Source organism: Gammaproteobacteria bacterium, assembly GCA_015709695.1.
GTDB lineage: Bacteria > Pseudomonadota > Gammaproteobacteria > Steroidobacterales.
In genome coordinates this window covers 1,971,804-1,991,248 of the sequence record CP054183.1, presented here as the reverse complement: position 1 = coordinate 1,991,248, position 19,445 = coordinate 1,971,804, and the positions used below count along the sequence as shown (strand labels likewise).

Genomic DNA, 19,445 nt, shown 5'->3' with positions numbered 1-19,445 from the left:
CCTTCAGTGCAGTTTCTTGCGCACCTTGCCGATGAGCGCGCTGATCTCGGCCTGGCGCCCCGAATCGGCCAGCTCGCGGCCAGGCCGCGGGGGCGCCTGCTGCGCGACCTCCAGGTAGCGGAGCGCCTGGGCATAGTCACCCTCGTCGTAGAGGAACTCGCCGTAGAAGTAGTTCGGGTCTATGCCCCGGGGACTGATTGCCAGCGCCTTCTCCAGGTACTGGCGCGCCTTGTCGTCATTGCCGAAGCCGATGGGCCAGCCCGGCACCTTGTGGTACAGGGTGCCGAGGCTGGTACAGGCCGAGCCATCGAGCGCGCGCTCGTCGATGGCCAGCGCCGCCTCGAAGCGGGCCTTCGCACGCCGGGCAGGGCCGAGGGCGCCGAGGCCGCCATTCACCCCGGCGTAGGTGCTCTGCACGATGCCGTCCCAGATCAGGGCCTCGGGTCGCTGCGGGTTGTGGTCCGCGAACGCCGCCGACCGCGCCATCAGCTGCTTGAACGCCGCCTCCTGCTGGTCTGCGGGCAACTGGTAACGAGCGGTGGCCCAGGCGTCGCGCACGGCGTCGAATTCGGCGTCGAAGGCGGCGTCGGCGCGCGCAGCGCCCCCGGGCAGGACCAGCATCGCGGCAAGGGCCAGCAGGGCGAGGGCGAGGAGCGGGCGAGGGTTCATGCGGGGTGACTCCCGGGGTTCGGGGCCGCCGTGGCGGCCATGGATGGCGTGTCCTGCCGGCGCGCATGGCGGCGGATCACGGGCAGTTGCCGGCGGATGGCGCCATCCACCACGCCAGGCAGGAGCGCATTCACGCGCGCGAAAAGCTTCTCGGGCCAGCCGATCACCGCGCTCGGGATTTCGCGCTGCAGGATGCGGCGCACGGCGCGGGCGACGACTGCCGGCGGGTCCATGGCCACGTGCAGCTCGGCGTTCATGCGGGTCACCGCCGCGGAATTCAGCGGCGTGCGCGTGGCGCGCGGCGCCAGGTAATGCACCCGCACGCGGCTGTCCGCCAGCTCGCGGCGCAGCGCCTCGCTGAAGCCGCGCAGCGCGAACTTGCTGGCCGAGTAGGCGGCGTAGCCCGGGTAGCCGATATGGCCGAACACCGAGCCCATGTTGAGCAGCTGCGCCTGCGGTTGCTGCTTCAGGTGGGGCAGCAGCTCGGCCACCAGCAGCATGGGTGCCAGGATGTTGATGGACAGCGTCTGCGCGTGCTGCGCGGGCGTCAGCTCCTCGTGCAGGCCGAAGTGGCTGACGCCGGCGTTGTTCACCACGACGTTCACGCCCCAGGCGATGGCCTGCTGGCAGAGCCTGGCGCGGCTCGCCGTGTCGGTGAGATCGGCGACCGCCGTGGCGAGGCAGCCGTCGGCCGCGCCGAGTCTGCCGGCGACGCCATCGAGCGCCTCGCCGTTCACGTCGGCGAGCATCACCCGGGCGCCGGCGGCCAGCAGTTCCGCGGCGATGGCCGAGCCGATGCCGCCGGCACCGCCGGTGACCAGCACCCGTGCCTGGCCGAGGTTCATGCGCTCGCCTCGCGTGGCGCGGCCGCCATGGGCGCCCGGATCTCGTCCAGGGCCCGGAACATGTGGCCGTAGAGCCAGTACACGCTGCGCGCGCAGCCGATGACGGCCGCCTGGTCGTCGGCGTCGCCGAGGCGGACGAGGATCGCCTCCAGGTCGCGGACGTGCTCGCGGTCGAGTTCGCCATGGCTGCGCAGGTAGCGGAAGGCGCTGTCGGGCAGGCCGAGCGTCGCCTGGATGCAGTCGGCGGCCTGCAGCGCCAGCGCGGCACTGGTGCCTTCCAGCACATGCACCATGCCGAAGATGCCCACGGGGTTGCGCCGCTGCACCTGGTCGTAGACGCGGGCCACCAGCGCGTCGGTCGCCGGGTGGGGCCAGGCATCGTGCACCGCCTGCGCATCGCCGCCGGCGGTGCGGATGTCGTCGAGGATCCAGGCGTCGTGGCCGGCTTCCTCCTCGATGTAGTGGAGCACCCGCGATTGCAGCCAGCCGAGGCGCGGCGGCAGCCGGCTGCCGGCGGCCATCAGCAGCGGCACCGTGTGGCGCACGTGCTGGTACGCCTCGCCGAGGAAGGCCAGGTAGCGGGGCAGGGTGATGACGCCGGCCAGCGCGTCGCGGATCGGGCCCGCCGACAGCAGGAACTCGCGCTCCCGCTGCGTCGCCAGGCCGAGTCGTTCAGGCAGTGAGGTGGGCACGTTCATCCTCCAGGCAGAGTGATTCGATGATGGCGCCATGCTGCGCGAGGATGCGTTCGCGCCGCGGGCGCCCGTTGGCGGTGAGCAGCCCGGCCGCTGCGCTGAGCGGCTCGCGCAGCAGGTGGTGGCGGGAGACCCGCGCGTAGGCGGGCAGGCGCAGGTTGGCGCGTTCGACGGCCGCCGCCACCGCCGCCGCGGGCAGGCCCGCGTGCGCCGGCGCCAGCAGCGCCACCAGGCGCTCGCGCGCCTCGCCGAAGACCACCGCCTGGCCGATGGCCGGCTCGGCGCACAGTTCACTCTCGATCCATTCCGGCGACAGGTTGCGCCCGAGCGAGGTGATGATCTGGTTCTTGATGCGGCCGCTGACGCGCAGGTAACCCGCCTCGTCCAGTTCGCCGAGGTCGCCGGTGGCCACCTCGGCCGGCGCGGCGCGATCACCGACGTAGCCGGCCATGATGCTGCCGGCGACGTGGATCTCGCCGCGCGCATCGACGCGCACCGCGGCGTGCGGCAGCGGCCGGCCCGCCGTGCCGGGGCGCGAGGCGCCCGGCAGGTTGAGGCAGACCACCGAGCCGCATTCGCTCAGGCCGTAGCCCTCGAACACCGGCAGCCCGGCCTCCGTCGCCTGCTGCAGCAGCCCTGGAGCGACCCGGGCGCCGCCCACGGCGATGAACTTCGCGCCGGCCGCGGTCCAGCCCTGTCCGGTGGCCGCGACCAGGATGCGCAACAGCTCCGGGACCAGGATCAGGCTCTCGGGCGCCGCGCGGTCGATCTCCGCCAGCAGGATGCCGGGAGTGAGCGAGCCCCGGGCGATGGCGCCGGCCGCGGCCGCGCCGAGGTCGCAGCAGGCCCCGGCGAGCCAGGCCGCATGCAGGCCAGCGACATTTTCCAGCAGCGTGGCCAGCGGCAGCACGCAGAGGTGGCGGCGCAGGCCGAGCCGGCGGCCGACGCCGGCAATGGAAGCCGCCACCGCGGCGAGGTGCTCGCCGGTCAGGCAGACCCCCTTCGGTTCGGCGGTGCTGCCCGAGGTGTAGGTGACCTTGAGCGTGCCGGGCGGCAAGGCGACCGCTGCCAGCCGGTCCCGCTCCCGCGTGAGCAGCGTCAGGCCGGTGCCCGCGCGCTGCCCGCGGATGGCGAAGCCGGCTTCGAGCTCCAGCAGGCGGCCCGGCTCGTCGCTGAGCACGGCATCCACGCCGGCGCTGTCCAGCGCATGGCGCAGTTGCCGGGCCCCGAAGTGCTGCGGCAGGGGAACCATGGCCCGGCCCGCGGTGAGCAGGGCGAGATCGGTGATCGCCCAGCCCCGCCCGTTGTCGGCCAGCAGGCCGAAGCGCTGCGCACCAGAGGCGGCGAGCCAGCGGCTTTCGCGCGAAACCTCGTCGAGCAGCTCGCGGGCGTCGAGCGTGCCGCGGGCATCGATGAGCGCCGTCGCGCCGGGCGGAAAGCCCGCCAGCGCGCGGTGCAGGGCATCGGCCAGGTTGCGCATCGTCAGCTGCGGCCGGTACGCCCGATCGCCGGGTCCCATGAGGGCACGTAACCGAGCATCACGCGCGGGTCCTTGTCGTAATAGCGGCCCCAGTCGTCGGCGGCGACGAGCTGGCTGCGCTGCGCCAGTGCGAGCTCGGTCAGGCGCAGGCCCATGTGGTGCATGATGCCGCGCACCGTGCGGGTGGCCGTGAACACCACCCAGTCGTGGCGCCGCTCGCGCAGCAGTTTGGCCAGCACGCCCACCATGGTCGCGGCGGTGGCGCAGTCGCGGCAGGCGAAGTTGCCGATCTCGGCGATCGCCGTCCGGGCAATGGCGCCGGCGCCGAACCGGCTGGCGATGATGTCCTCGACCGGCCAGGCCAGGTACTGCTCGAGATACAGCGGTCCTTCGGCGCCGGGCCGGTAGCCGGCCACGCCGGCCAGCCCGCCGGCGGCATCGCGCAGGCCGACCAGCACCGGCAGGTAGGCGCGCACCGTGGCCCCGTGCTGCCGGCGAAAGGCGGCGCCGACGAAGGCTTCCAGTTCGGCGCGGTCGGCAGCCTGTGGTCCGGAGAGGAAGGCGCCCGGAGAGGGAGGGAGGGCGCTCCGCAGGGCCCAGATCGGCTCCGGGGCGGGCGGGGGTTCGGCAACGTCTTGAAAGTCCAGCATGAATCCCTTCGATGCCAGAGCGGTGCTGGCGCCGGCATTGCGATCCTTCGGGCTTTTGACGTCCACAGCCAGAGTGATCAATCGGCCCCGCGCAACCGTCGCGCCGGACTATGTAATGATGCCGCCGGAGCACCTGTGCGGCGGTTGATCCGCCGCGGTGCCATCGTCTAAACCCATGACAGCAGGACGGCGAGTGGAGCACGACTTGCAGGATGAACAGCAACTGCTGCGTCGCATGCTGGCTGGCGACGAGCGGGCCTTCAGTGAGTTCTTCAACGAGTATTTCGCCCGCTTGTACCGCTTCGCCCTGCCGCGGCTCAACGGCAATGCGGACGTTGCCCAGGAAGTGGTGCAGGCCACCCTGTGCAAGGTGATGCGCAGGCTCGATACCTTTCGCGGGGAAGCTGCCTTGTTTACCTGGATCTGCCAGATTTGCCGCCACCAGATCGCCGATTACCTGCGGGAGAACCGCCGCCACACCGAGCGCGTGGTGCTGATCGACGACAGCCCGGCGGTGCAGGCGGCGCTCGATGCCATCCAGGCCCCGGACGAGGAGCGGCCCGAGCAGCACTACGGCCGGGGGCAGACCGCCGCGCTGGTGCGCGCGGTGCTGGACCGGCTGCCGGCGCGCTACGGCGATGCGCTGGAGTGGAAGTACGTCGAGGGCCTGTCGGTGGAGGAGATCGGCGCCCGCATGGGCGTGGGCACCACGGCGGCGCAATCGCTGCTGGCGCGGGCCCGGGTGGCATTCCGCGACGCCATCGAGCAGGTCTTCGGCGCCGCGCGGGCAGCGGAGATCATCGCCGGCGAGAATCCCGGAGGATGAACCCATGAGTGAGCGACGGCACATCGATCGCGAAGCCGACGACAGCAGCCTGGGCGGCCTGGTGCGCCAGGCCGGTGCCCGGCCGCAGCCCGACGCGCGCCTGCGCGAGGCGGTGCGCAGCGTGGTGGAGGTCGAGTGGCGAGCCGTCGTCGCGCAGCGCGCGCGCCGCCGGCGCCAGCGCTGGACGCTGGCGGCTGCAGCGGCAGTGGCGGGCCTCGCCGTGCTGGTGGTGGTGCCGCGCCTGCTGCCCTCGGGTCCGGTGCTGGCGACCGTGGCGCGCGTCGAAGGCCCGGCCGGTTTCACCGCGGCCGGCTGGCTCGCCACGCGGGTCGGTGCCCGTGCGGGACAGCCCCTGCGGGCCGGCAGCGACCTGCGCACCGGCGCCGGTGGCCGCCTGGCGCTGGAACTCGGCGGCGCCAGCCTGCGCCTGGACCAGCACAGCGAACTCGCCATCGTCGCCGCCGATCGTGTCGAGCTCCGGCACGGCGCGCTCTACCTGGATTCCGGGCCGCCGGGCACGGCAGCGTCCCGGCTGGTGGTCGCCACCCGTTTCGGCAGCGTCGAGCACCTCGGCACGCAGTACGAGACGCGTGTTTCCGACCAGGGCCTGCGACTGCGGGTGCGCGAGGGCCAGGTACGGCTCCTCTCCGGCGACCGCGTGCTGCAGGGCGTGGCGGGCGAGCAGGTCTCGCTCGGCGCGGATGGCACGGTGAGCCGCGAGCCCGTGTCGCGCTCGGGTGCCGACTGGGCCTGGGTGCACGCGGTGGCGCCGCTGTACGACATCCAGGACCGGCCGCTGATCGAGTTCCTCGGCTGGGTGAGCCGCGAGACCGGCCGCGACCTGGTGTTCGATTCCCCGGCCGCCGAGCAGGCGGCGCGCGAGGTGGTGCTGCACGGCTCGGTGCAGGGCCTCAGCCCCGAGCAGGCGCTGGCGGCGGTGCTGGTGACCACGGGGCTGCAGTACAGCGAGGTGCCGGGCCAGCTGCACGTGCGTTCGAATTCGGGCGATTGACCGGCGGCGACTCCCCGATCCCCGGAGCAGCCTGACGGTGTGGCTCCACCTTCGCCCGATATTGTGGGCGGCAATCTTCTCCCCCTGGATCGCCGCCCTTTTTTCTGCACGCTGCGGTCCGCTGCAGGAACTCGGCTAGACTTGCGCCGCAGCGACTGGCGCTGGGCCGGGAACCGGCAGGGACATGGGGATTCCTTCTTGCGTGGCTGCGGGGCGCGCCCGCACCGCCCTGCTGGCGGCGACGCTGCTGTGGGTTTCGCTGGCGCTGGGCGCGCCGCTGGCCGGACGGCCGTTGCAGGACGTGCTGCGCGAGTTCCAGGCGCAGGGCCTCAACATCATCTTCAGCAGCGAGCTGGTGACGCCGCAGCTGCGGGTGCTGGCGGAGCCCGCCGGCGGCGGCATCGCCGCGGCGCGCGAGGTGCTCGCGGCGCATGGCCTGGTGCTGGTCGATGTCGGTGCCGGCGCCTGGGCGGTGACCCGCGGGCCGGGCGTGGCAGCGGGCGCCTCGGCGGCTCCACCCGCGGCTGAGCCGGCCGCGGCGGTGCCCGCGCTGTCGGAGATCGTCGTCACCACCAGCCGCTACGCCCTGGCGGGCAGCGAGGCCGATCCGCATGTGTTCCTCAGCCAGGCGGACCTGCAGGCCCTGCCGAAGCTGGCCGACGAGCCGCTGCGCGCCGTGCAGCGGCTGCCCGGCTCGGCTTCCTCGGGGCTCTCGGCGCAGACGCACCTGCGCGGTGGCGAATACGACGAGGTGCTGATGGTGTTCGACGGCCTGCCGTTGAACGAGCCCTTCCACCTGAAGAACTTCCTGGCGCCGGTGAGCGTGTTCGATGCCGAGGCCATCGGCGCCATCGATGTCTCCTCCGGCGGCTTCACCGTCAACCACGGCGACCGCATGAGCGGCGTCATCGACATCACGCCGCTGACGCCGCCGCAGGACCGCTACACCGTGCTGGGCCTGTCGCTGTTCCACCTGAACGGGCTGAGCGCGGGCCGCTTCGACGACGGGCGCGGCCAGTGGCTGGCCTCGGCCCGGCGCAGCAACCTGGGGCTGCTCGCCGATTTCGCCGAAGGCGATGTCGGCAGCGTCGAGTATCACGACCTGCTCGGCCGGGTGAGCTACGCTGTCGCCCCCGGCACCACGCTGCTCGCCGGCCTGCTGTCATCCAGCGACGAAATCAGCGGCAACACCTCGGATCACAGCGAGCGGACCTCGGCCAGGTACCAGAACCAGTATGTCTGGACCGGCTGGCAGCAGGACTGGGCCGATGCGCTGTCGAGCCGGCTGCTGCTGGCGCTCACCCATATCGAGAGCCGCCGCTCCGGCACGCTGGACCAGCCCGGCCAGCAGCTCGGCTGGCTGGAGGACGACCGCGACCTCGACGTGGTGATGGCCCGCCTCGATGTCGAGCACCACGGTGACCGTCTCTACAGCCGCTTCGGTGCCGAGTACCGCGAATCCCACGGCAAGTACCGCTACCGCAGCGAGGTGAGCTACCTGCCCGGCTGGCCCTTCCCGGGCGATGCCGGCAGCAGCGTGGCGCGCGATCTGCGGCCCTCGCCCGAAGGCCACCAGGCCGCGCTCTATGCCACCGGCCGCCTGCGGCTGACCGGGCGGCTGAGCGCCGAAGCCGGCCTGCGCTGGGATGACCAGACCTACGACGATGCGGGCGGACCCGAGGAATTCTCCCCGCGCATCAACCTGCTGTACGACCTCTCGCCGCGCAGCCGCCTGCGCCTGGCCTGGGGCCGGTTCTGGCAGTCCCAGGCGGTCAACGAGCTGCAGGTCGAGGATGGCGTGGAAACCTTCCACGAGCCGCAGCGGGCGGATCAGCTGATCGTCAGCCTCGAGCAGGCGCTGGCCGACGGGCTGGACCTGCGCATCGAGGCCTACACCAAGGACTACGATCACGTCAGCCCGCATTTCGAGAACCTGTTCGATCCGCTGCAGCTGTTGCCGGAGCTGCAGCCCGACCGTGTGCGGGTGGCGCCCGAGGCGAGCCGGGCGCGTGGCGTGGAGGCCCTGCTGCGCGGGCGCGGCGACGGGCCCTGGTCCTGGTGGCTGGGCTACGCCTGGTCGCGGGTCACCGACGACATCGATGGCCGCGAGGTGCCGCGCAGCTGGGACCAGCGCCACAGCGTCAATGCGGGGTTGCGCTATGCCGGCCGGCACTGGGAGTTCACCGTGACCGACAGCTACCACACCGGCTGGCCCACCACCACGCTGGGCCTCGCCACCGATCCGGACACCGGCCTCGCCATCGCCGACGTCGGCCCGCGCAATGCGGTGCGCTTCAGCCACTACAACAGCGTCGACTTCCGCGTGCTGCGCCGCTTCGCGCTGCCGGCCAGCACGCTGGAGGCGTTCTTCGAACTGACCAACGCACTGGCCCGGCGCAATCCCTGCTGCACCAGCTACGAGGTCCAGGGCAGCGGATCCGCTGTGACGCTGGATCGCGACGTCGATTACTGGCCGCGCCTGATCCCGAACCTCGGCGTGGCCTGGCGGTTCTGAGCGCGCGGCTGCCGGGTGCCGCCGGGCCTGCTCAGTGCGGCGAGGCCAGCCGGCCGGCCGGGGTGCGCAGGGGCACGATGCGTGGCAGCAGCTCGGCGTCGTCCATTTCGGCGTTGGCGATCAGCCGGCCCACCGCGGGTGGCCGCAGGCGGTCGAACATCAGTCCGACGCCTTCGCCGGTGCGGCGCACCACCATGGCCTGCCAGCGGTAGCTGCGCAGCCCCGAGGTGCCGGCGACCGTGAGCTCGATGTCGATGACGCTGTTGGTGACGAAATGCGCCGACGCCACGTCGACGAACATGCCGCTGATGCTGACCTCGCGCGTGTGGCCGCGGACCGGGGCGCCGCCTGCCGCGTACAGCACCACGAGCGTGCGCAGCGGGTGGCGGTTGCCGCAGCGGTGTTCCATGCGGCGGTCCACGGCTCAGGCCCGGGCGTCGTCGTCGGCATCGAGCAGCGCGCAGATCTCCAGCTCCGCCGCCAGCCAGTCCTCGAGCTCGCAGCCGGGCACGAAGCCGCGTTGTTCGGCACGGAAGTAAGCGGCCTCGGCGATCAGCCGGTGGCGGTCCTCGCCCGCCATCGCCTGCTTCTTCGTGCCCGCCAGCACCGTGCGCTTGACCGACACGTCCTTGCGCGCACCGACCAGCCGCTCGGGCGGCGCCACCACTGCCTGGCCTTCCTGGATCATGGCAAGTTCCTCCGCGACAGAAACCGAACCCGAGCTGTCATCTTGTCGGCCATCGTCGCGGCACGCCTTAACTTATGTTAATAAATGCCGACAAGTGATCCTGCGGCCGGTGACTGCCGGGCCGTGCGCTTCAGCCACCGGAGAGTGCGCGCCATGGCGACGCCGCTGGTATCGAAACTCGCGAGCGTGGTGGATCTGGCCCCGGCCGACATCGCGGCGCTCGACGCGCTCGGCGGCAAGCGCCGCCACTGCGTGGCCGGCCAGATGCTGCTCGAGCCGGGCGGGCGGGTCACCGCGGCGCTGCTGATCCACCAGGGCTGGGCCTTTCGCCATCGCACCCTGAGCGATGGCCGCCGCCAGGTCATCAATTTCGACCTGCCGGGCGACCTCTGCGACCCGGCGGTGTTCGTCACGCCCCGCGCCGGGCATTCCATGCAGGCGCTGACCGACATGAGCTATTCGCTGGTGAAGGCCGAGGAGGTCCTCGACCTGGTGACGCGGTTTCCGCGCATCGGTGCCGCGTTCTGGTGGGCGGAAGCCCATGAAGAAGCCATCATCCGCGCACACCTCGTGGCCGTCGGGCGCATGAGCGCCTTTGAGCGGGTGGCCTACCTGCTCTGGGAACTCTGGGCGCGGCTGCGGGTGGTGAAGCTGGCCGACAGCAACGGCTTCGAGCTGCCCGCGGGCCAGGATGTCATCGCCGATGCGGCAGGGTTGAGCTATGTGCACGTGAGCCGCATGCTGCAACGGCTCGATCGCGAGGGCCTGGTGCGACGCTCGCAGAAGCACTGGCGGGTGCTGGATGCCGGCCGGCTGCGCGCCCTGGCGCAGATCTCGGATGCCATCGACTTCGCGCCGCTGGCGCGGCGCATCCAGGACCGGCTCAGCCGATGAAGCCGCGGCCGATGTCATGCTCGTGGCTGGCGATCACCTGCCCGGCGCGCCGCTGCGTGACTTCCCAGCGCAGGCCGATGCCGGCCTCGCCGCCGCCGGTCTCCATGCCGATGTCGATGGCCAGCTCGTCACCCGCCGCGCAATCCAGCGCTTCGGCCACCGGTGCGTAGACCTGGTCCCAGTGGGTCGGTGGGCCGAATGGGCTGGTGCCGAGACGCACGCCGGCCACCAGCTCGCAGTCCCACCACAGCGCGAAGCCGTGGATGCGGACGGCCGCGGGCAGCGTCCAGCGGGCGCTGCCGTGCCGCCGGCCGTCGGTGACGCTGGCGAAATCGAGCGCGTCCCAGCGGCGTGCGCAGTCGCCGGCCAGCAGGTCGGCCGGGACGATGCGCCGCACGTAGACGTTGTCGAATGACAGCCTGCGTGCCGCGCTGAAATCGAGGCCGAGCGGCACGCGGTCCCAGCTGCAGAGTTCCTCGCGAAACGCGGCGTTGCCAACCGGCGCGACGAACTGCTCGATGCGCACCGGAACCAGGGTGCCGCCGTCCCTGAGGAAGCGCCGGGCATCGGCCAGCGTTTCCAGCGCGTTCTCCTCCAGCGCGAGGTTGCCGAGGATCTCCGCGACCACCACGTCCACCTGCGGCGGCTCGAGGATGTCCGCGGAATGCGCCTGCCAGAAGTGCAGCCCGGGGATGGCGTTGGCATCGGCCAGCTGCGCCGCGAGGCCGATGACTTCGCCCTGCTCGACGAGGTGCACTTCGCGGGCACCCAGCCGTTGTGCCATGAAGCCGAGCAGGCCGGTGCCGGCGCCGATGTCGGCCACCGTGCTCTGGCCGGGCGTGATGACCCGGCGCAGCGCGGCCTCGAAGGCCGCCGAACGCACCTGGTCCGCCAGCATCTTCCTGTGGAACTCGATGATCATGGTGTGGATTCCGCGGCGACTGTAGCACGAGCTGCCGCCGCCACCGCAGCAGGCCGTGCTATTCTGCCGCCCGCGCCGACTCAACGGATGAGGTCGACATGATTTCCCAGGTTTCAGGAGACATCCTGCTCAGCGGTGCCCAGGTCATTGCCCATGGCGTGGCGCCGAACGACGATTTCCACCAGGGCCTGGCCCTGGCCCTGCGCGAGCAGTGGCCGGCGCTCTACAAGGACTTTCGCCACTACTGCAAGACCACCCACGCCCGGCCGGGGTCGCTCTGGACATGGGCGGGACCGGGTGGCCGGCGCATCGTATGCCTGTTCACGCAGGAAGGCGCCTATGGCCGCGGCGAGAAGCCCGGCAAGGCCACGGTGTCCTACGTCAGCCATGCCTTGCGCAACCTGCGCGAGCTGGCGATCCGCGAGCGCTTTGCCAGCCTTGCGCTGCCGCGGCTTGCCACCGGCGTCGGCGGGCTGCAATGGAGTGACGTCGAGCCGCATATTCACGAGACGCTCGGTGTCCTCGACATCCCGGTGATTGTTTACACCATCTATCGCAAGGGCGTCCGTGCCCGCGAGAACCTGCCTGCCGACAGCGCGCGCTAGTGTTTCGCGGCGGAGGCGGGTAGCGCGTAGGCGCGAATCAGGTCGCCGGGCTTCGGGTAGACGAAGGCATGGCCACCCGCGGCCACCACCACGAACTGGCGGCCGTCCACTTCGTAGGACATCGGCATCGAGAAGGCGCCGGTGGGCAGGCGGGCACTCCACAGCTCGCGGCCGCTCCGCGTGTCGAAGGCGCGGAAGCGCTCATCACCGGTGGCGCCGATAAAGGCGAGCCCGCCGGCGGTGATGAGCGGTCCGCCGAAGGTGGGCGTGCCCCATTGCAGGGGCAGGGGCAGCGAGAAGGGCGCGCCGGCCATGGGCGGCGGCAGGCTGTGGTCCCAGGTGCCGAGCGTCGTTTTCCAGACGATGCTGCCCTGCTCGAGATCGACGCCGACGAGCTGCGCGTAGGGCGGCGCGGTGCAGAGCGAGGCGGGCGGGGCGATGAGCGCCATCTGCCGCAACGCGTAGGGTGTGCCCCGCAGTTCGCCCGGCGCGCCCATCATGTTGTCGGCGATGCTGCCGCCGGCCGGCTGCCGCAGCTGGTCCAGCGGGATCAGCTGCGCGTAGTGGGCCATGCGCAGCACGTTGACCACCAGCAGCTTCGACAGCGGGTCGATGGCCACGCCGCCCCAGTTCACGCCCCCGGCCGTCGAGGGCACGATGATCGTGCCCTCCAGCGAGGGCGGGGTGAAGATCGGCCCGCGGCGCGCGCCCTTGAAATACTCCATGCACCGGTTGCGCTCCCAGGGCGTGATGCCCCAGAAGTCCGCATCGTCGAAATCCTGCGGCACCAGCGGCGGCGGCTTCACCGGGAACGGCTGCGTCGGCGACAGCCGTTCGCCCGGCACGCCGCCCTGCGGGACCGGCCGTTCCTCGATGGGGAAGAAGGGCTCGCCGGTCTCGCGGTGGAAGATGTAGAGCATGCCGGTCTTGGTCGCCTGCACGACCGCCGGGAAGGGGCGGCCGTCGCGGGTGAGGTCCACCAGGGCCGGCTGCGCGCTGTTGTCGTAGTCCCAGACGTCGTGGTGGATGGTCTGGAAATGCCAGACCAGCTCGCCGGTGGCGCCGCGCAGGGCGACGATGGAGTCGGCGTAGCGGTTGTCGCCCGGCCGCGTGCCGCCGTAGTAGTCGGGTGATGGCCCCGAGGTGGGCATGAACACCAGGTCACGCGCCTCGTCTGCGCTCATCATGCCCCAGACGTTGGCACCGCCGGTGCTGGCCGCGGACTCCGCCGTCCAGCCCGCATGGGCGGGATCGGCGGCACTGCGCGGTACGGGATCGAAGCTCCAGCGCGCCGCGCCGCTGCGGGCATCGAAGGCGCGCACGGTGCCGGCGGGCGCGTCGGCGCGATTGAAGTCGCGCACCGTGCTGCCCACCACCACCACGTCGTTCACCACCAGTGGCGGGCCGGGGAATTTCACCTCGCCGATTGCCGCGGCCGGCCGCGAGGCGAGCACCAGCGGTTCGATGTTGACGATGCCCTTGTCGCCGAAGCCCGGGCAGAGCCGGCCCGTCCTGGCATCGATCGCCATGAGCCGGAGATCGTGTGTCGCCAGCAGCACGCGCTGGCTGCAGGCCGCGGCCGGATCGGCCGCCCGGTCGGCCCAGTAGGCGACGCCGCGGCAGTTGGCGAAGGCCGGGCTCGCCAGCCCCTGCGGATCGCCCGCCGTGGCGTAGCCGCCGATGCGGATGTTGGGCTCGAACACCCAGCGCTCGCTGCCGGTGGCGGGGTCGAGCGCGACCACACGGCTGAACGGCGTGCAGATCAGCAGGTGGCCGCCCGCCTCGGGTGGCAGCAGGATCGGATTGAGCTCGACCTTGGCCGACTCGTTGACGAAATCACCGCGCCGCTGGATCTCGCCGGTGTGGTAATCCCAGGCGACCACCAGCTGGTCGACGTTGCCGGCGTTGATCTGCGTGAGCGGCGTGAACTTGCGGGCGCCTTCGCCTCCGACCTGCGGCCACTGCGCGCCCCACGCCGTCATGCCGGCCAGTGCCAGCAGCAGGCACAGGCAGGCGGTCGGGCCGGGGGCGACGACGGCGCGCTCGGGCATGGCGGGCATCTGCGTGGCTGGGATGCGCGGATCTTAGCCGTGGGCCGCCCCCGTGTGCCATGACTTGACGACCCGTCGCGCGGGCGGCACCGTGCAGCCGGTGCGGGAGCAACCGCAGGCGACAGGGGAAGCGCGGCATGAACATCGTCATCACCGGCAGCACCCGGGGCATCGGCCTCGGCATGGCACGGGAGTTCCTCCGGCGCGGCCACGCCGTGACGGTATCGAGCCGGGGCCGCGAGGCCGTGGATGCCGCCGTCGCCCGGCTCACCGGCGAGTTCCCGCAGGCGAGGGTCGCCGGACATCCCTGCGACGTCGCCGAGTACGCGCAGGTTGAGGCCTTGTGGGATGCGGCGGCGGCCGCGCACGGCCGCGTCGACATCTGGGTCAACAACGCGGGACGTGATGGCAGCAAGGCGCCGTTCCTCACGCTGGCACCGGAGGATTTCCGTGCCACCGTCATGACCAACGTGCTGGGCCTGATGAACTGCAGCCGGGTCTGCGTGGCTCGCATGGTCCAGCAGCAGGGCGGCTGGATCTGGAACATGGAGGGCTTCGGCAGCAGCGGCGAGGTGCGTCCCACGCTCGCGGTCTATGGCGCGACCAAGTGTGCGCTGCGCTACTTCACGCGGGCCCTGGTCGCGGAACTCAGGCAGACGCCGGTCAAGGTCGGCTTCCTCAGCCCGGGCATGGTGCTCACCGAACTGTTGCTGCCGCGGCCGGAGCAGCGCGGTGCGGGCTGGCAGCAGACGCGCAGGATCCTCAACATCCTGGCGGATACGGTGGAGACCGTCACGCCGTTCCTGGTGGAGGGCATGCTGGCCGCGCGGGAGAGCGGCGCCAGCGTGCGCTGGCTCACCGGCAGCAAGATCCGCGGGCGGTTCCTCAGGAGCCTGTTCGTGAAGCGTGACATCCTCACGCCGCTCGGGTACTGAAGCCGCGGCTCAGGGCGCCGGCTCGAAGCGCAGGCGCACCTGGGTGCGGCGCTCCACCGGCTGGCCGTCTTCCAGCACCGGCGCGAAGCGCCAGCGCTGCACGGCGCGCAGCGCCACCTCGTCGTAGTCACCCGCCGGTTCGGAGCCCGTGACCTGCACGTCGCGCGTGTGGCCATCGGTTCCCACCACGAAAGCCAGGCTGACCCAGCCGCGGCCCACCGAGCCGGGCAGCAGCTGCGGTTCGGCCGGCTTCACGTAGCGCAGCAGTTCGAGGTCGCCGAGCGGAACCTCGCGTGGCCCGGCCTCGGCTGCCGGAACCGGCGCCGGCGGGCTGGCGGTGACTTCGGCGGCTGCCACGAGGGCTGGCGCGGCTGTTGGCCCGGTGCTGGTGCTGGCGGCAGACGTTGTCGCATCGGTGCCTGCCAGGCCCGGTGCTTCCGGTGCCGGTACTTCCGGTGCGGGTGCAGGCGCCGGGAGCAGCGATGCGGCGGGCGGCATCGGCTCGGCCGGCGCGACGGGGGGCGGCGTTGGCACCGACGGCGCTGCTTCCTCAGCCTGCTGTTGCGGGAGGCGATGCGTTGCCGGGCGGTCCGTGGCGGGCGGTGTCGCGGCAGGTTCCGTTGTCGTGGCTGCCGTGGCGGCTGCGGGGGGCGTGGCAGCCGGCGGGGCAACATCGAGGGGCGGGGGCATGGCCGTGGGGCCCGGCGCGGGCATCGCCGTACCGGCGGGCGCCGCTGGCGGTGGCGCTTCGCCTGGCCGCGACAGCAGGATCAGCCCCGCTGCCGCCAGAACTGTCGCCATCGCAGCCGCCACCTGCCATGCGGGTCTGCGTGGGCGCCGCGGCTTCGGCGTCGGTGCCACGGGCGCCGGTGCAGGCTCCGCGGCGGGCGAGATGGCTGCTGCAGGACGGTAGGTTGCCGTGGCCACCGGTGGCGTGGCGCTGAATGCACTGATGAAGGAGGCGATGTCCGGCGTGCGCGCCTCGCGGCGCAGGGCGAGCGCCTGTGCGAGCGCCTGCCACTGCGGCCCGGGCAGGTTGCGGATCGCGGCAGGCTTGCGGCCGGCCTGCTCGGCGGCGAGGGCATCGTGATGGCCGAAGACGCGCCGACCTGCGAGCATGCGGTAGGCCACGCAGGCCAGCGAGTAGACGTCGTCCTGCGGCGTGGGCGGCTCGCCCTCCAGGACCTCGCAGCTGGCATAGGCCGGGGTGCGCGCCGTGGCGGGCCGCGGGGGATCGGCGCTGGAGCGCGCCACGCCGAAATCGAGCAGCCTGGCGCTGCCGTCGCGGCAGATGAAGATGTTGCCGGGCTTGATGTCGGCATGGGTGATGCCCTGGCCGTGCGCGAAGTGCAGTGCGTCGGCCACCTCGCCGAGGATCTGCCGCGTGTGCGCCAGGGTGAGGGGGCGATAGCGCTGGCGCGTGAGCAGTTCCGCCAGCGACTCGCCATCGAGCCATTCCATCGCCAGCAGCGCGTGCCGGTCGTCCTCGGCGAAGCCGAATACCCGGGCGATGTGCGGGTGCTGCAGCGCCTGCGCGAGCGCGGCTTCACGTTGCAGCATCTGCCGCGATTGCGCGTGATGCGCCGTGCCGGGGACCACCAGCTTCAGTGCCACCCAGGGGTTGCCGGCATGCGCCTGCTGGCGCTGCCGGTCGATGGCCTTGAGGACGTCGCTGGTGCCGGTGGCGCCCAGGCGGCCCTGCAGGACGAAGCGCTGCATGAGCACCGCACCAGGCTGCAGCCCGGTCCCGCTGCGGACATCGGTGGCCTGCTGCGTCTCGCCCGGGCTCAGGGTGTCGCTGCCGGGAGCGGCTTCGTCGACGAGTTCCTGGGACCACTCCGTCGGCACGTCCTCGCCGAGGTAGCGGTTGATGTCGGCCGTCAGCGCCGCGTACTCCTCGGCGCCGAGCCGGCCCGCCTCATGGGCATCGTCGAGCAGGTCCTGGGCCGCGGCCGCACCTTCTTCCTGGTCGAGGGTGGCTGCCAGCATCCGCCGCGCCAGCTCCAGGCCGGCGACGCCGGCGATCACGCCCTCGAGCGCGTCGGCGAAGCTGTCCGGCATCACCGGTGGTGGCAGGTATGGCGAGGCAGTGGCCATGGCGGGCGGAGGCGTGCAGCCGTGACGGGATCGGGTCGAGTCTAGCGACCGCAGGCGCGGCGACCCGGTGACCGTGCTCACGCTTTGCCCGGCGCCCGGGCGGGGCTGAGAACTGGATCACGGCACGCGGCCATCGCCCGCGGCCGGTGCGGTCGCCTCAGGTAGCGTGGGTGGCGAGCAGCCCGAACTGCGGGGCCCCGGCCATGCGGCGCATGTGCAGCCTGCGGGCGAGGCTGCGCGATTCCTCGATGCGGCTGAGGAGATCCCCGTAGCGCTGGCGATCCTCATCGGCACGAATGTCGGCCGGCGCGCCGTTGAGGTGCTGTTGCCAGAGACGTTCTTCCCAGGCGGCCGTGCGGGTCTTGTTCTTGTAGTCCAGGTAACCGAGTACCTGGCCAGGTGCCTCGTTCATGGTGTGCTTCTTTTTCTTGTTGTTGGCAGTGAACGCCGCTGATTCTAAGCCGGTTGTCGTGCGCGGCGAGGAAACGCGTCACGGCATTCTGGCAAGAACCGCGCCGTTGCCCGCCATTTGACGTCGTGCTTACGTCGTTATGTCGGCAGCGGATGCGCGCGGATCATTCCGGCTTGATGGCGAGGACCCCGGCGTTCTCGCGGCCGTCCAGCGCACCCAGCCCGCGGAAATCGGCGCGGTCGATGAAGCTGGCGCGTTTCACGCGCAGCCCGGCTTCGGCGCAGATGCGCGCCAGCAGTTCCGGATCCATCAGGTTGAGGAAGGCGGGCCGGTCGATGTAGCGGTGGATGCCCGGGGTCGGCAGGTAGTGGTGCAGGCCAGTCATCATGCCGGGCCAGCGCGCACCGGCGCGCCGCGCGGCCTCGAATGCCGGGATGAAGTTGCGCCAGATGCCGTAGGGCGTGTCGGCCACCAGGTAGAGCCGGCCGCCGGGCCTGAGCGCGCGGGCCATGGTGGCGACGGCGCTGTCGATGCCGGCGCCGTCGAGGAAATGCAGCACCCGGGAGCAGAGGATGGCGCCGAAACGCTCGCTGCCGAAGTCGGCTTCGGGCAGCGTCGCCGCGAGGCAGGTCAGGCGCTGGCGCATCGACGGCGTGGCCCTCCCGGCGAGGATCGCCAGATGCCGGGGTTCCATGTCGCAGGCCACCACCCGGGCACCGGCCTCCAGGGCCTCGAGGGTCGCCACCCCGTAGGCGCAGCCCACCTCCAGGACCGGGTCGGCGATACGGCCGGCATGGTGGATCCATTCCTCGGCGTAGCCGTCCAGTACCTCGAACATGAATCCGGTGCCGTTGAGGGTCGGCACCATGTGCTCGATGGCGAAGCGGGGAATGGCGGGGTTGCGGGCGGCCTCTGGCATGGGCGCGAAAATACCCGGCGCCCCGGGATGGCACAAGGCAGGGGGCGCGCAACTGCCACGCGGACAGGTTGGCCTGCTCCATGCCGCCCGGCACCATGGGCTCTTATATACTGCGCACCGCCGTAGTCCGGCCTGCAAGCCAGGGAAACCCAGAAGATGACCGAACAGAACCCCGCCGTGGTGGAATACAGCGCCGTCGCGCTTCAGGTTTCCGTCAAGGGTGTCAATCGCTGCAAGGGCAGGGAGGCCTCGCGGGCGCGGATCGGCGAGAACCTCCAGCGGATCGGCGAGTACGCCAGCGCCGCGGCGGGCTTCCTCAAGTTCTTCTATGGGGCGCCGGTGCGCCTGGTGGCGTTGCCGGAGTACGCGGTCACCGGCTTCCCGCTGAAGGAGTCGCCGGCCGAGTGGCGCGACCGGGCCTGCCTCGAGCAGAACGGCCCCGAGTACGAGCAGCTCGGCCGGATCGCCCAGTCCAACAACATCTACCTCTCCGGCAACGTCTACGAAATCGATCCGAAGTTTCCGGAGCTGTACTTCCAGACCTGCTTCATCATCGCGCCCAACGGCAACGTCATCCTGCGCTACCGTCGGCTGACTTCCTGCTTCGAGCCGACGCCGCACGATGTCTGGGACCGGTACCTCGACATCTACGGCGCGGACAGCATCTTCCCGGTGGCACGCACCGAGATCGGCAACCTCGGCACCATCGCTTCGGAGGAGATCCTCTACCCGGAGATCACGCGCTGCCTCACCATGCGCGGCGCCGAGGTCATCCTGCACCCGACCAGCGAGCCGGGCAGCCCGGAGGCGACCATCAAGGAAATCTGCCGTCGCGCGCGGGCGATCGAGAACCAGGTGTTCGTGGTGGCGGCCAACACCGCCAGCATCGACGACATCCCGATCCCCGCCCACACCTGCAGCGCCATGTCCACCATCATCGACTACAACGGACACATCCTCTGCGAGGCGGCGCAGGGCGGCGAGGCCTTCAACGCCAACGCCGTCATCGACATCGGCGCGTTGCGGCGTACGCGCCGGCGCACCGCCATGGCGAATGTCATGTCGCGCCAGCCATTCCAGGTCTACGCCGACAGCTACGCGAAGGCCCGCTTCCACGAGGGCAACTTCCTGCTTCGCGACGGCAAGGTCATCGAGCCGCCGGACCGCGACAGCTTCCGTCGCCGCCAGGAGGCGAACATCGAGCGGCTCGTCAAGGCGGGGCTGCTGTAA

At 71.6% G+C, this 19,445-nt stretch carries 19 protein-coding genes; 7 read left to right on the top strand and 12 right to left on the bottom strand.

Annotated elements, in window-relative coordinates; all coding sequences use genetic code 11:
- Positions 1-3 precede the first annotated feature (3 nt).
- Genes HRU81_09345 through HRU81_09325 form a run of 5 tightly spaced genes read right to left on the bottom strand, consistent with a single transcriptional unit; the run spans position 4 to position 4,339 of the window.
- Positions 4-669 (bottom strand): hypothetical protein, encoded by a 666-nt coding sequence (locus tag HRU81_09345; protein ID QOJ32291.1) that lies wholly within the window; start codon positions 667-669, stop codon positions 4-6.
- On the bottom strand, positions 666-1,514 hold the full coding sequence (locus HRU81_09340; GenBank protein QOJ32290.1) for an SDR family oxidoreductase: 849 nt from the start codon (positions 1,512-1,514) through the stop codon (positions 666-668). The genes HRU81_09345 and HRU81_09340 overlap by 4 nt, the downstream gene beginning before the upstream one ends.
- A complete protein-coding gene (locus HRU81_09335; GenBank protein QOJ32289.1) occupies positions 1,511-2,212 on the bottom strand; it encodes an iron-containing redox enzyme family protein in 702 nt (233 codons plus the stop codon). The genes HRU81_09340 and HRU81_09335 overlap by 4 nt, the downstream gene beginning before the upstream one ends.
- Entirely contained in the window at positions 2,187-3,689 is a 1,503-nt protein-coding gene (locus tag HRU81_09330) for an AMP-binding protein (protein QOJ32288.1), read from the bottom strand. The genes HRU81_09335 and HRU81_09330 overlap by 26 nt, the downstream gene beginning before the upstream one ends.
- 2 nt (positions 3,690-3,691) lie before the next feature.
- Positions 3,692-4,339, bottom strand: a complete 648-nt coding sequence (locus tag HRU81_09325; protein QOJ32287.1) for a thermostable hemolysin — start codon at positions 4,337-4,339, stop codon at positions 3,692-3,694.
- 205 nt (positions 4,340-4,544) lie between these two features.
- On the opposite strand from HRU81_09325, the gene HRU81_09320 reads away from it, so the two are divergent.
- From HRU81_09320 to HRU81_09310, 3 genes are all read left to right on the top strand, one after another.
- On the top strand, positions 4,545-5,165 hold the full coding sequence (locus HRU81_09320; protein QOJ32286.1) for an RNA polymerase sigma factor: 621 nt from the start codon (positions 4,545-4,547) through the stop codon (positions 5,163-5,165).
- 4 nt (positions 5,166-5,169) lie between these two features.
- Positions 5,170-6,177, top strand: a complete 1,008-nt coding sequence (locus tag HRU81_09315) for a FecR domain-containing protein (GenBank protein QOJ32285.1) — start codon at positions 5,170-5,172, stop codon at positions 6,175-6,177.
- Between the two features lie 202 nt (positions 6,178-6,379).
- Positions 6,380-8,692: a TonB-dependent receptor gene (locus HRU81_09310; GenBank protein QOJ32284.1), complete on the top strand. Its 2,313-nt coding sequence runs from the start codon at positions 6,380-6,382 to the stop codon at positions 8,690-8,692.
- 31 nt (positions 8,693-8,723) lie between these two features.
- Here the strand turns inward: HRU81_09310 and HRU81_09305 are convergent, their stop codons facing one another.
- Both HRU81_09305 and HRU81_09300 read right to left on the bottom strand, forming a co-directional pair.
- The gene (locus tag HRU81_09305; GenBank protein ID QOJ32283.1) at positions 8,724-9,101 is read right to left on the bottom strand and encodes a PilZ domain-containing protein; all 378 of its coding nucleotides are present in this window, start codon (positions 9,099-9,101) and stop codon (positions 8,724-8,726) included.
- A gap of 15 nt (positions 9,102-9,116) precedes the next feature.
- Positions 9,117-9,380 (bottom strand): DUF2934 domain-containing protein, encoded by a 264-nt coding sequence (locus HRU81_09300; protein ID QOJ32282.1) that lies wholly within the window; start codon positions 9,378-9,380, stop codon positions 9,117-9,119.
- A 153-nt stretch (positions 9,381-9,533) separates the two neighbouring features.
- On the opposite strand from HRU81_09300, the gene HRU81_09295 reads away from it, so the two are divergent.
- Complete coding sequence (locus tag HRU81_09295; protein ID QOJ32281.1) at positions 9,534-10,274, top strand: Crp/Fnr family transcriptional regulator; 741 nt, start codon at positions 9,534-9,536, stop codon at positions 10,272-10,274.
- On the opposite strand, the gene HRU81_09290 is transcribed toward HRU81_09295, so the two are convergent.
- Entirely contained in the window at positions 10,264-11,196 is a 933-nt protein-coding gene (locus HRU81_09290) for a 50S ribosomal protein L11 methyltransferase (GenBank protein QOJ32280.1), read from the bottom strand. The two genes, HRU81_09295 and HRU81_09290, sit on opposite strands and share 11 nt — an antisense overlap.
- A gap of 98 nt (positions 11,197-11,294) precedes the next feature.
- Here HRU81_09290 and HRU81_09285 point away from each other — a divergent pair, with 98 nt between their 5' ends.
- A complete protein-coding gene (locus HRU81_09285) occupies positions 11,295-11,801 on the top strand; it encodes an Appr-1-p processing protein (protein ID QOJ32279.1) in 507 nt (168 codons plus the stop codon).
- Here HRU81_09285 and HRU81_09280 read toward each other — a convergent pair.
- On the bottom strand, positions 11,798-13,852 hold the full coding sequence (locus tag HRU81_09280; GenBank protein ID QOJ32278.1) for a pyrroloquinoline quinone-dependent dehydrogenase: 2,055 nt from the start codon (positions 13,850-13,852) through the stop codon (positions 11,798-11,800). The genes HRU81_09285 and HRU81_09280 overlap by 4 nt on opposite strands.
- 137 nt (positions 13,853-13,989) lie before the next feature.
- Here HRU81_09280 and HRU81_09275 point away from each other — a divergent pair, with 137 nt between their 5' ends.
- The gene (locus HRU81_09275) at positions 13,990-14,787 is read left to right on the top strand and encodes an SDR family oxidoreductase (protein QOJ32277.1); all 798 of its coding nucleotides are present in this window, start codon (positions 13,990-13,992) and stop codon (positions 14,785-14,787) included.
- Positions 14,788-14,796: 9 nt separating this feature from the next.
- Here the strand turns inward: HRU81_09275 and HRU81_09270 are convergent, their stop codons facing one another.
- From HRU81_09270 to HRU81_09260, 3 genes are all read right to left on the bottom strand, one after another.
- Positions 14,797-16,884 carry a TonB family protein gene (locus HRU81_09270; GenBank protein ID QOJ32276.1) on the bottom strand — a complete coding sequence of 696 codons (2,088 nt, stop codon included), beginning with the start codon at positions 16,882-16,884 and terminating at the stop codon, positions 14,797-14,799.
- 157 nt (positions 16,885-17,041) lie between these two features.
- Positions 17,042-17,296: a hypothetical protein gene (locus tag HRU81_09265; GenBank protein ID QOJ32275.1), complete on the bottom strand. Its 255-nt coding sequence runs from the start codon at positions 17,294-17,296 to the stop codon at positions 17,042-17,044.
- 163 nt (positions 17,297-17,459) lie between these two features.
- Positions 17,460-18,215, bottom strand: coding sequence for a class I SAM-dependent methyltransferase (locus tag HRU81_09260; GenBank protein QOJ32274.1), 756 nt, complete (start codon positions 18,213-18,215; stop codon positions 17,460-17,462).
- Between the two features lie 156 nt (positions 18,216-18,371).
- On the opposite strand from HRU81_09260, the gene HRU81_09255 reads away from it, so the two are divergent.
- Positions 18,372-19,445 carry a nitrilase gene (locus tag HRU81_09255; GenBank protein ID QOJ32273.1) on the top strand — a complete coding sequence of 358 codons (1,074 nt, stop codon included), beginning with the start codon at positions 18,372-18,374 and terminating at the stop codon, positions 19,443-19,445.

Bases quoted from the DNA above. Each gene is read 5' to 3' on its own strand.
- HRU81_09295 (QOJ32281.1), top strand. From the start codon at position 9,534: ATGGCGACGCCGCTGGTATCGAAACTCGCGAGCGTGGTGGATCTGGCC.
- HRU81_09270 (QOJ32276.1), bottom strand. From the start codon at position 16,884: ATGGCCACTGCCTCGCCATACCTGCCACCACCGGTGATGCCGGACAGC.
- HRU81_09285 (QOJ32279.1), top strand. From the start codon at position 11,295: ATGATTTCCCAGGTTTCAGGAGACATCCTGCTCAGCGGTGCCCAGGTC.
- HRU81_09280 (QOJ32278.1), bottom strand. From the start codon at position 13,852: ATGCCCGAGCGCGCCGTCGTCGCCCCCGGCCCGACCGCCTGCCTGTGC.
- HRU81_09290 (QOJ32280.1), bottom strand. From the start codon at position 11,196: ATGATCATCGAGTTCCACAGGAAGATGCTGGCGGACCAGGTGCGTTCG.
- HRU81_09255 (QOJ32273.1), top strand. From the start codon at position 18,372: ATGACCGAACAGAACCCCGCCGTGGTGGAATACAGCGCCGTCGCGCTT.
- HRU81_09315 (QOJ32285.1), top strand. From the start codon at position 5,170: ATGAGTGAGCGACGGCACATCGATCGCGAAGCCGACGACAGCAGCCTG.
- HRU81_09330 (QOJ32288.1), bottom strand. From the start codon at position 3,689: ATGCGCAACCTGGCCGATGCCCTGCACCGCGCGCTGGCGGGCTTTCCG.
- HRU81_09335 (QOJ32289.1), bottom strand. From the start codon at position 2,212: ATGAACGTGCCCACCTCACTGCCTGAACGACTCGGCCTGGCGACGCAG.
- HRU81_09345 (QOJ32291.1), bottom strand. From the start codon at position 669: ATGAACCCTCGCCCGCTCCTCGCCCTCGCCCTGCTGGCCCTTGCCGCG.
- HRU81_09260 (QOJ32274.1), bottom strand. From the start codon at position 18,215: ATGCCAGAGGCCGCCCGCAACCCCGCCATTCCCCGCTTCGCCATCGAG.
- HRU81_09340 (QOJ32290.1), bottom strand. From the start codon at position 1,514: ATGAACCTCGGCCAGGCACGGGTGCTGGTCACCGGCGGTGCCGGCGGC.
- HRU81_09275 (QOJ32277.1), top strand. From the start codon at position 13,990: ATGAACATCGTCATCACCGGCAGCACCCGGGGCATCGGCCTCGGCATG.
- HRU81_09265 (QOJ32275.1), bottom strand. From the start codon at position 17,296: ATGAACGAGGCACCTGGCCAGGTACTCGGTTACCTGGACTACAAGAAC.
- HRU81_09325 (QOJ32287.1), bottom strand. From the start codon at position 4,339: ATGCTGGACTTTCAAGACGTTGCCGAACCCCCGCCCGCCCCGGAGCCG.
- HRU81_09300 (QOJ32282.1), bottom strand. From the start codon at position 9,380: ATGATCCAGGAAGGCCAGGCAGTGGTGGCGCCGCCCGAGCGGCTGGTC.
- HRU81_09305 (QOJ32283.1), bottom strand. From the start codon at position 9,101: ATGGAACACCGCTGCGGCAACCGCCACCCGCTGCGCACGCTCGTGGTG.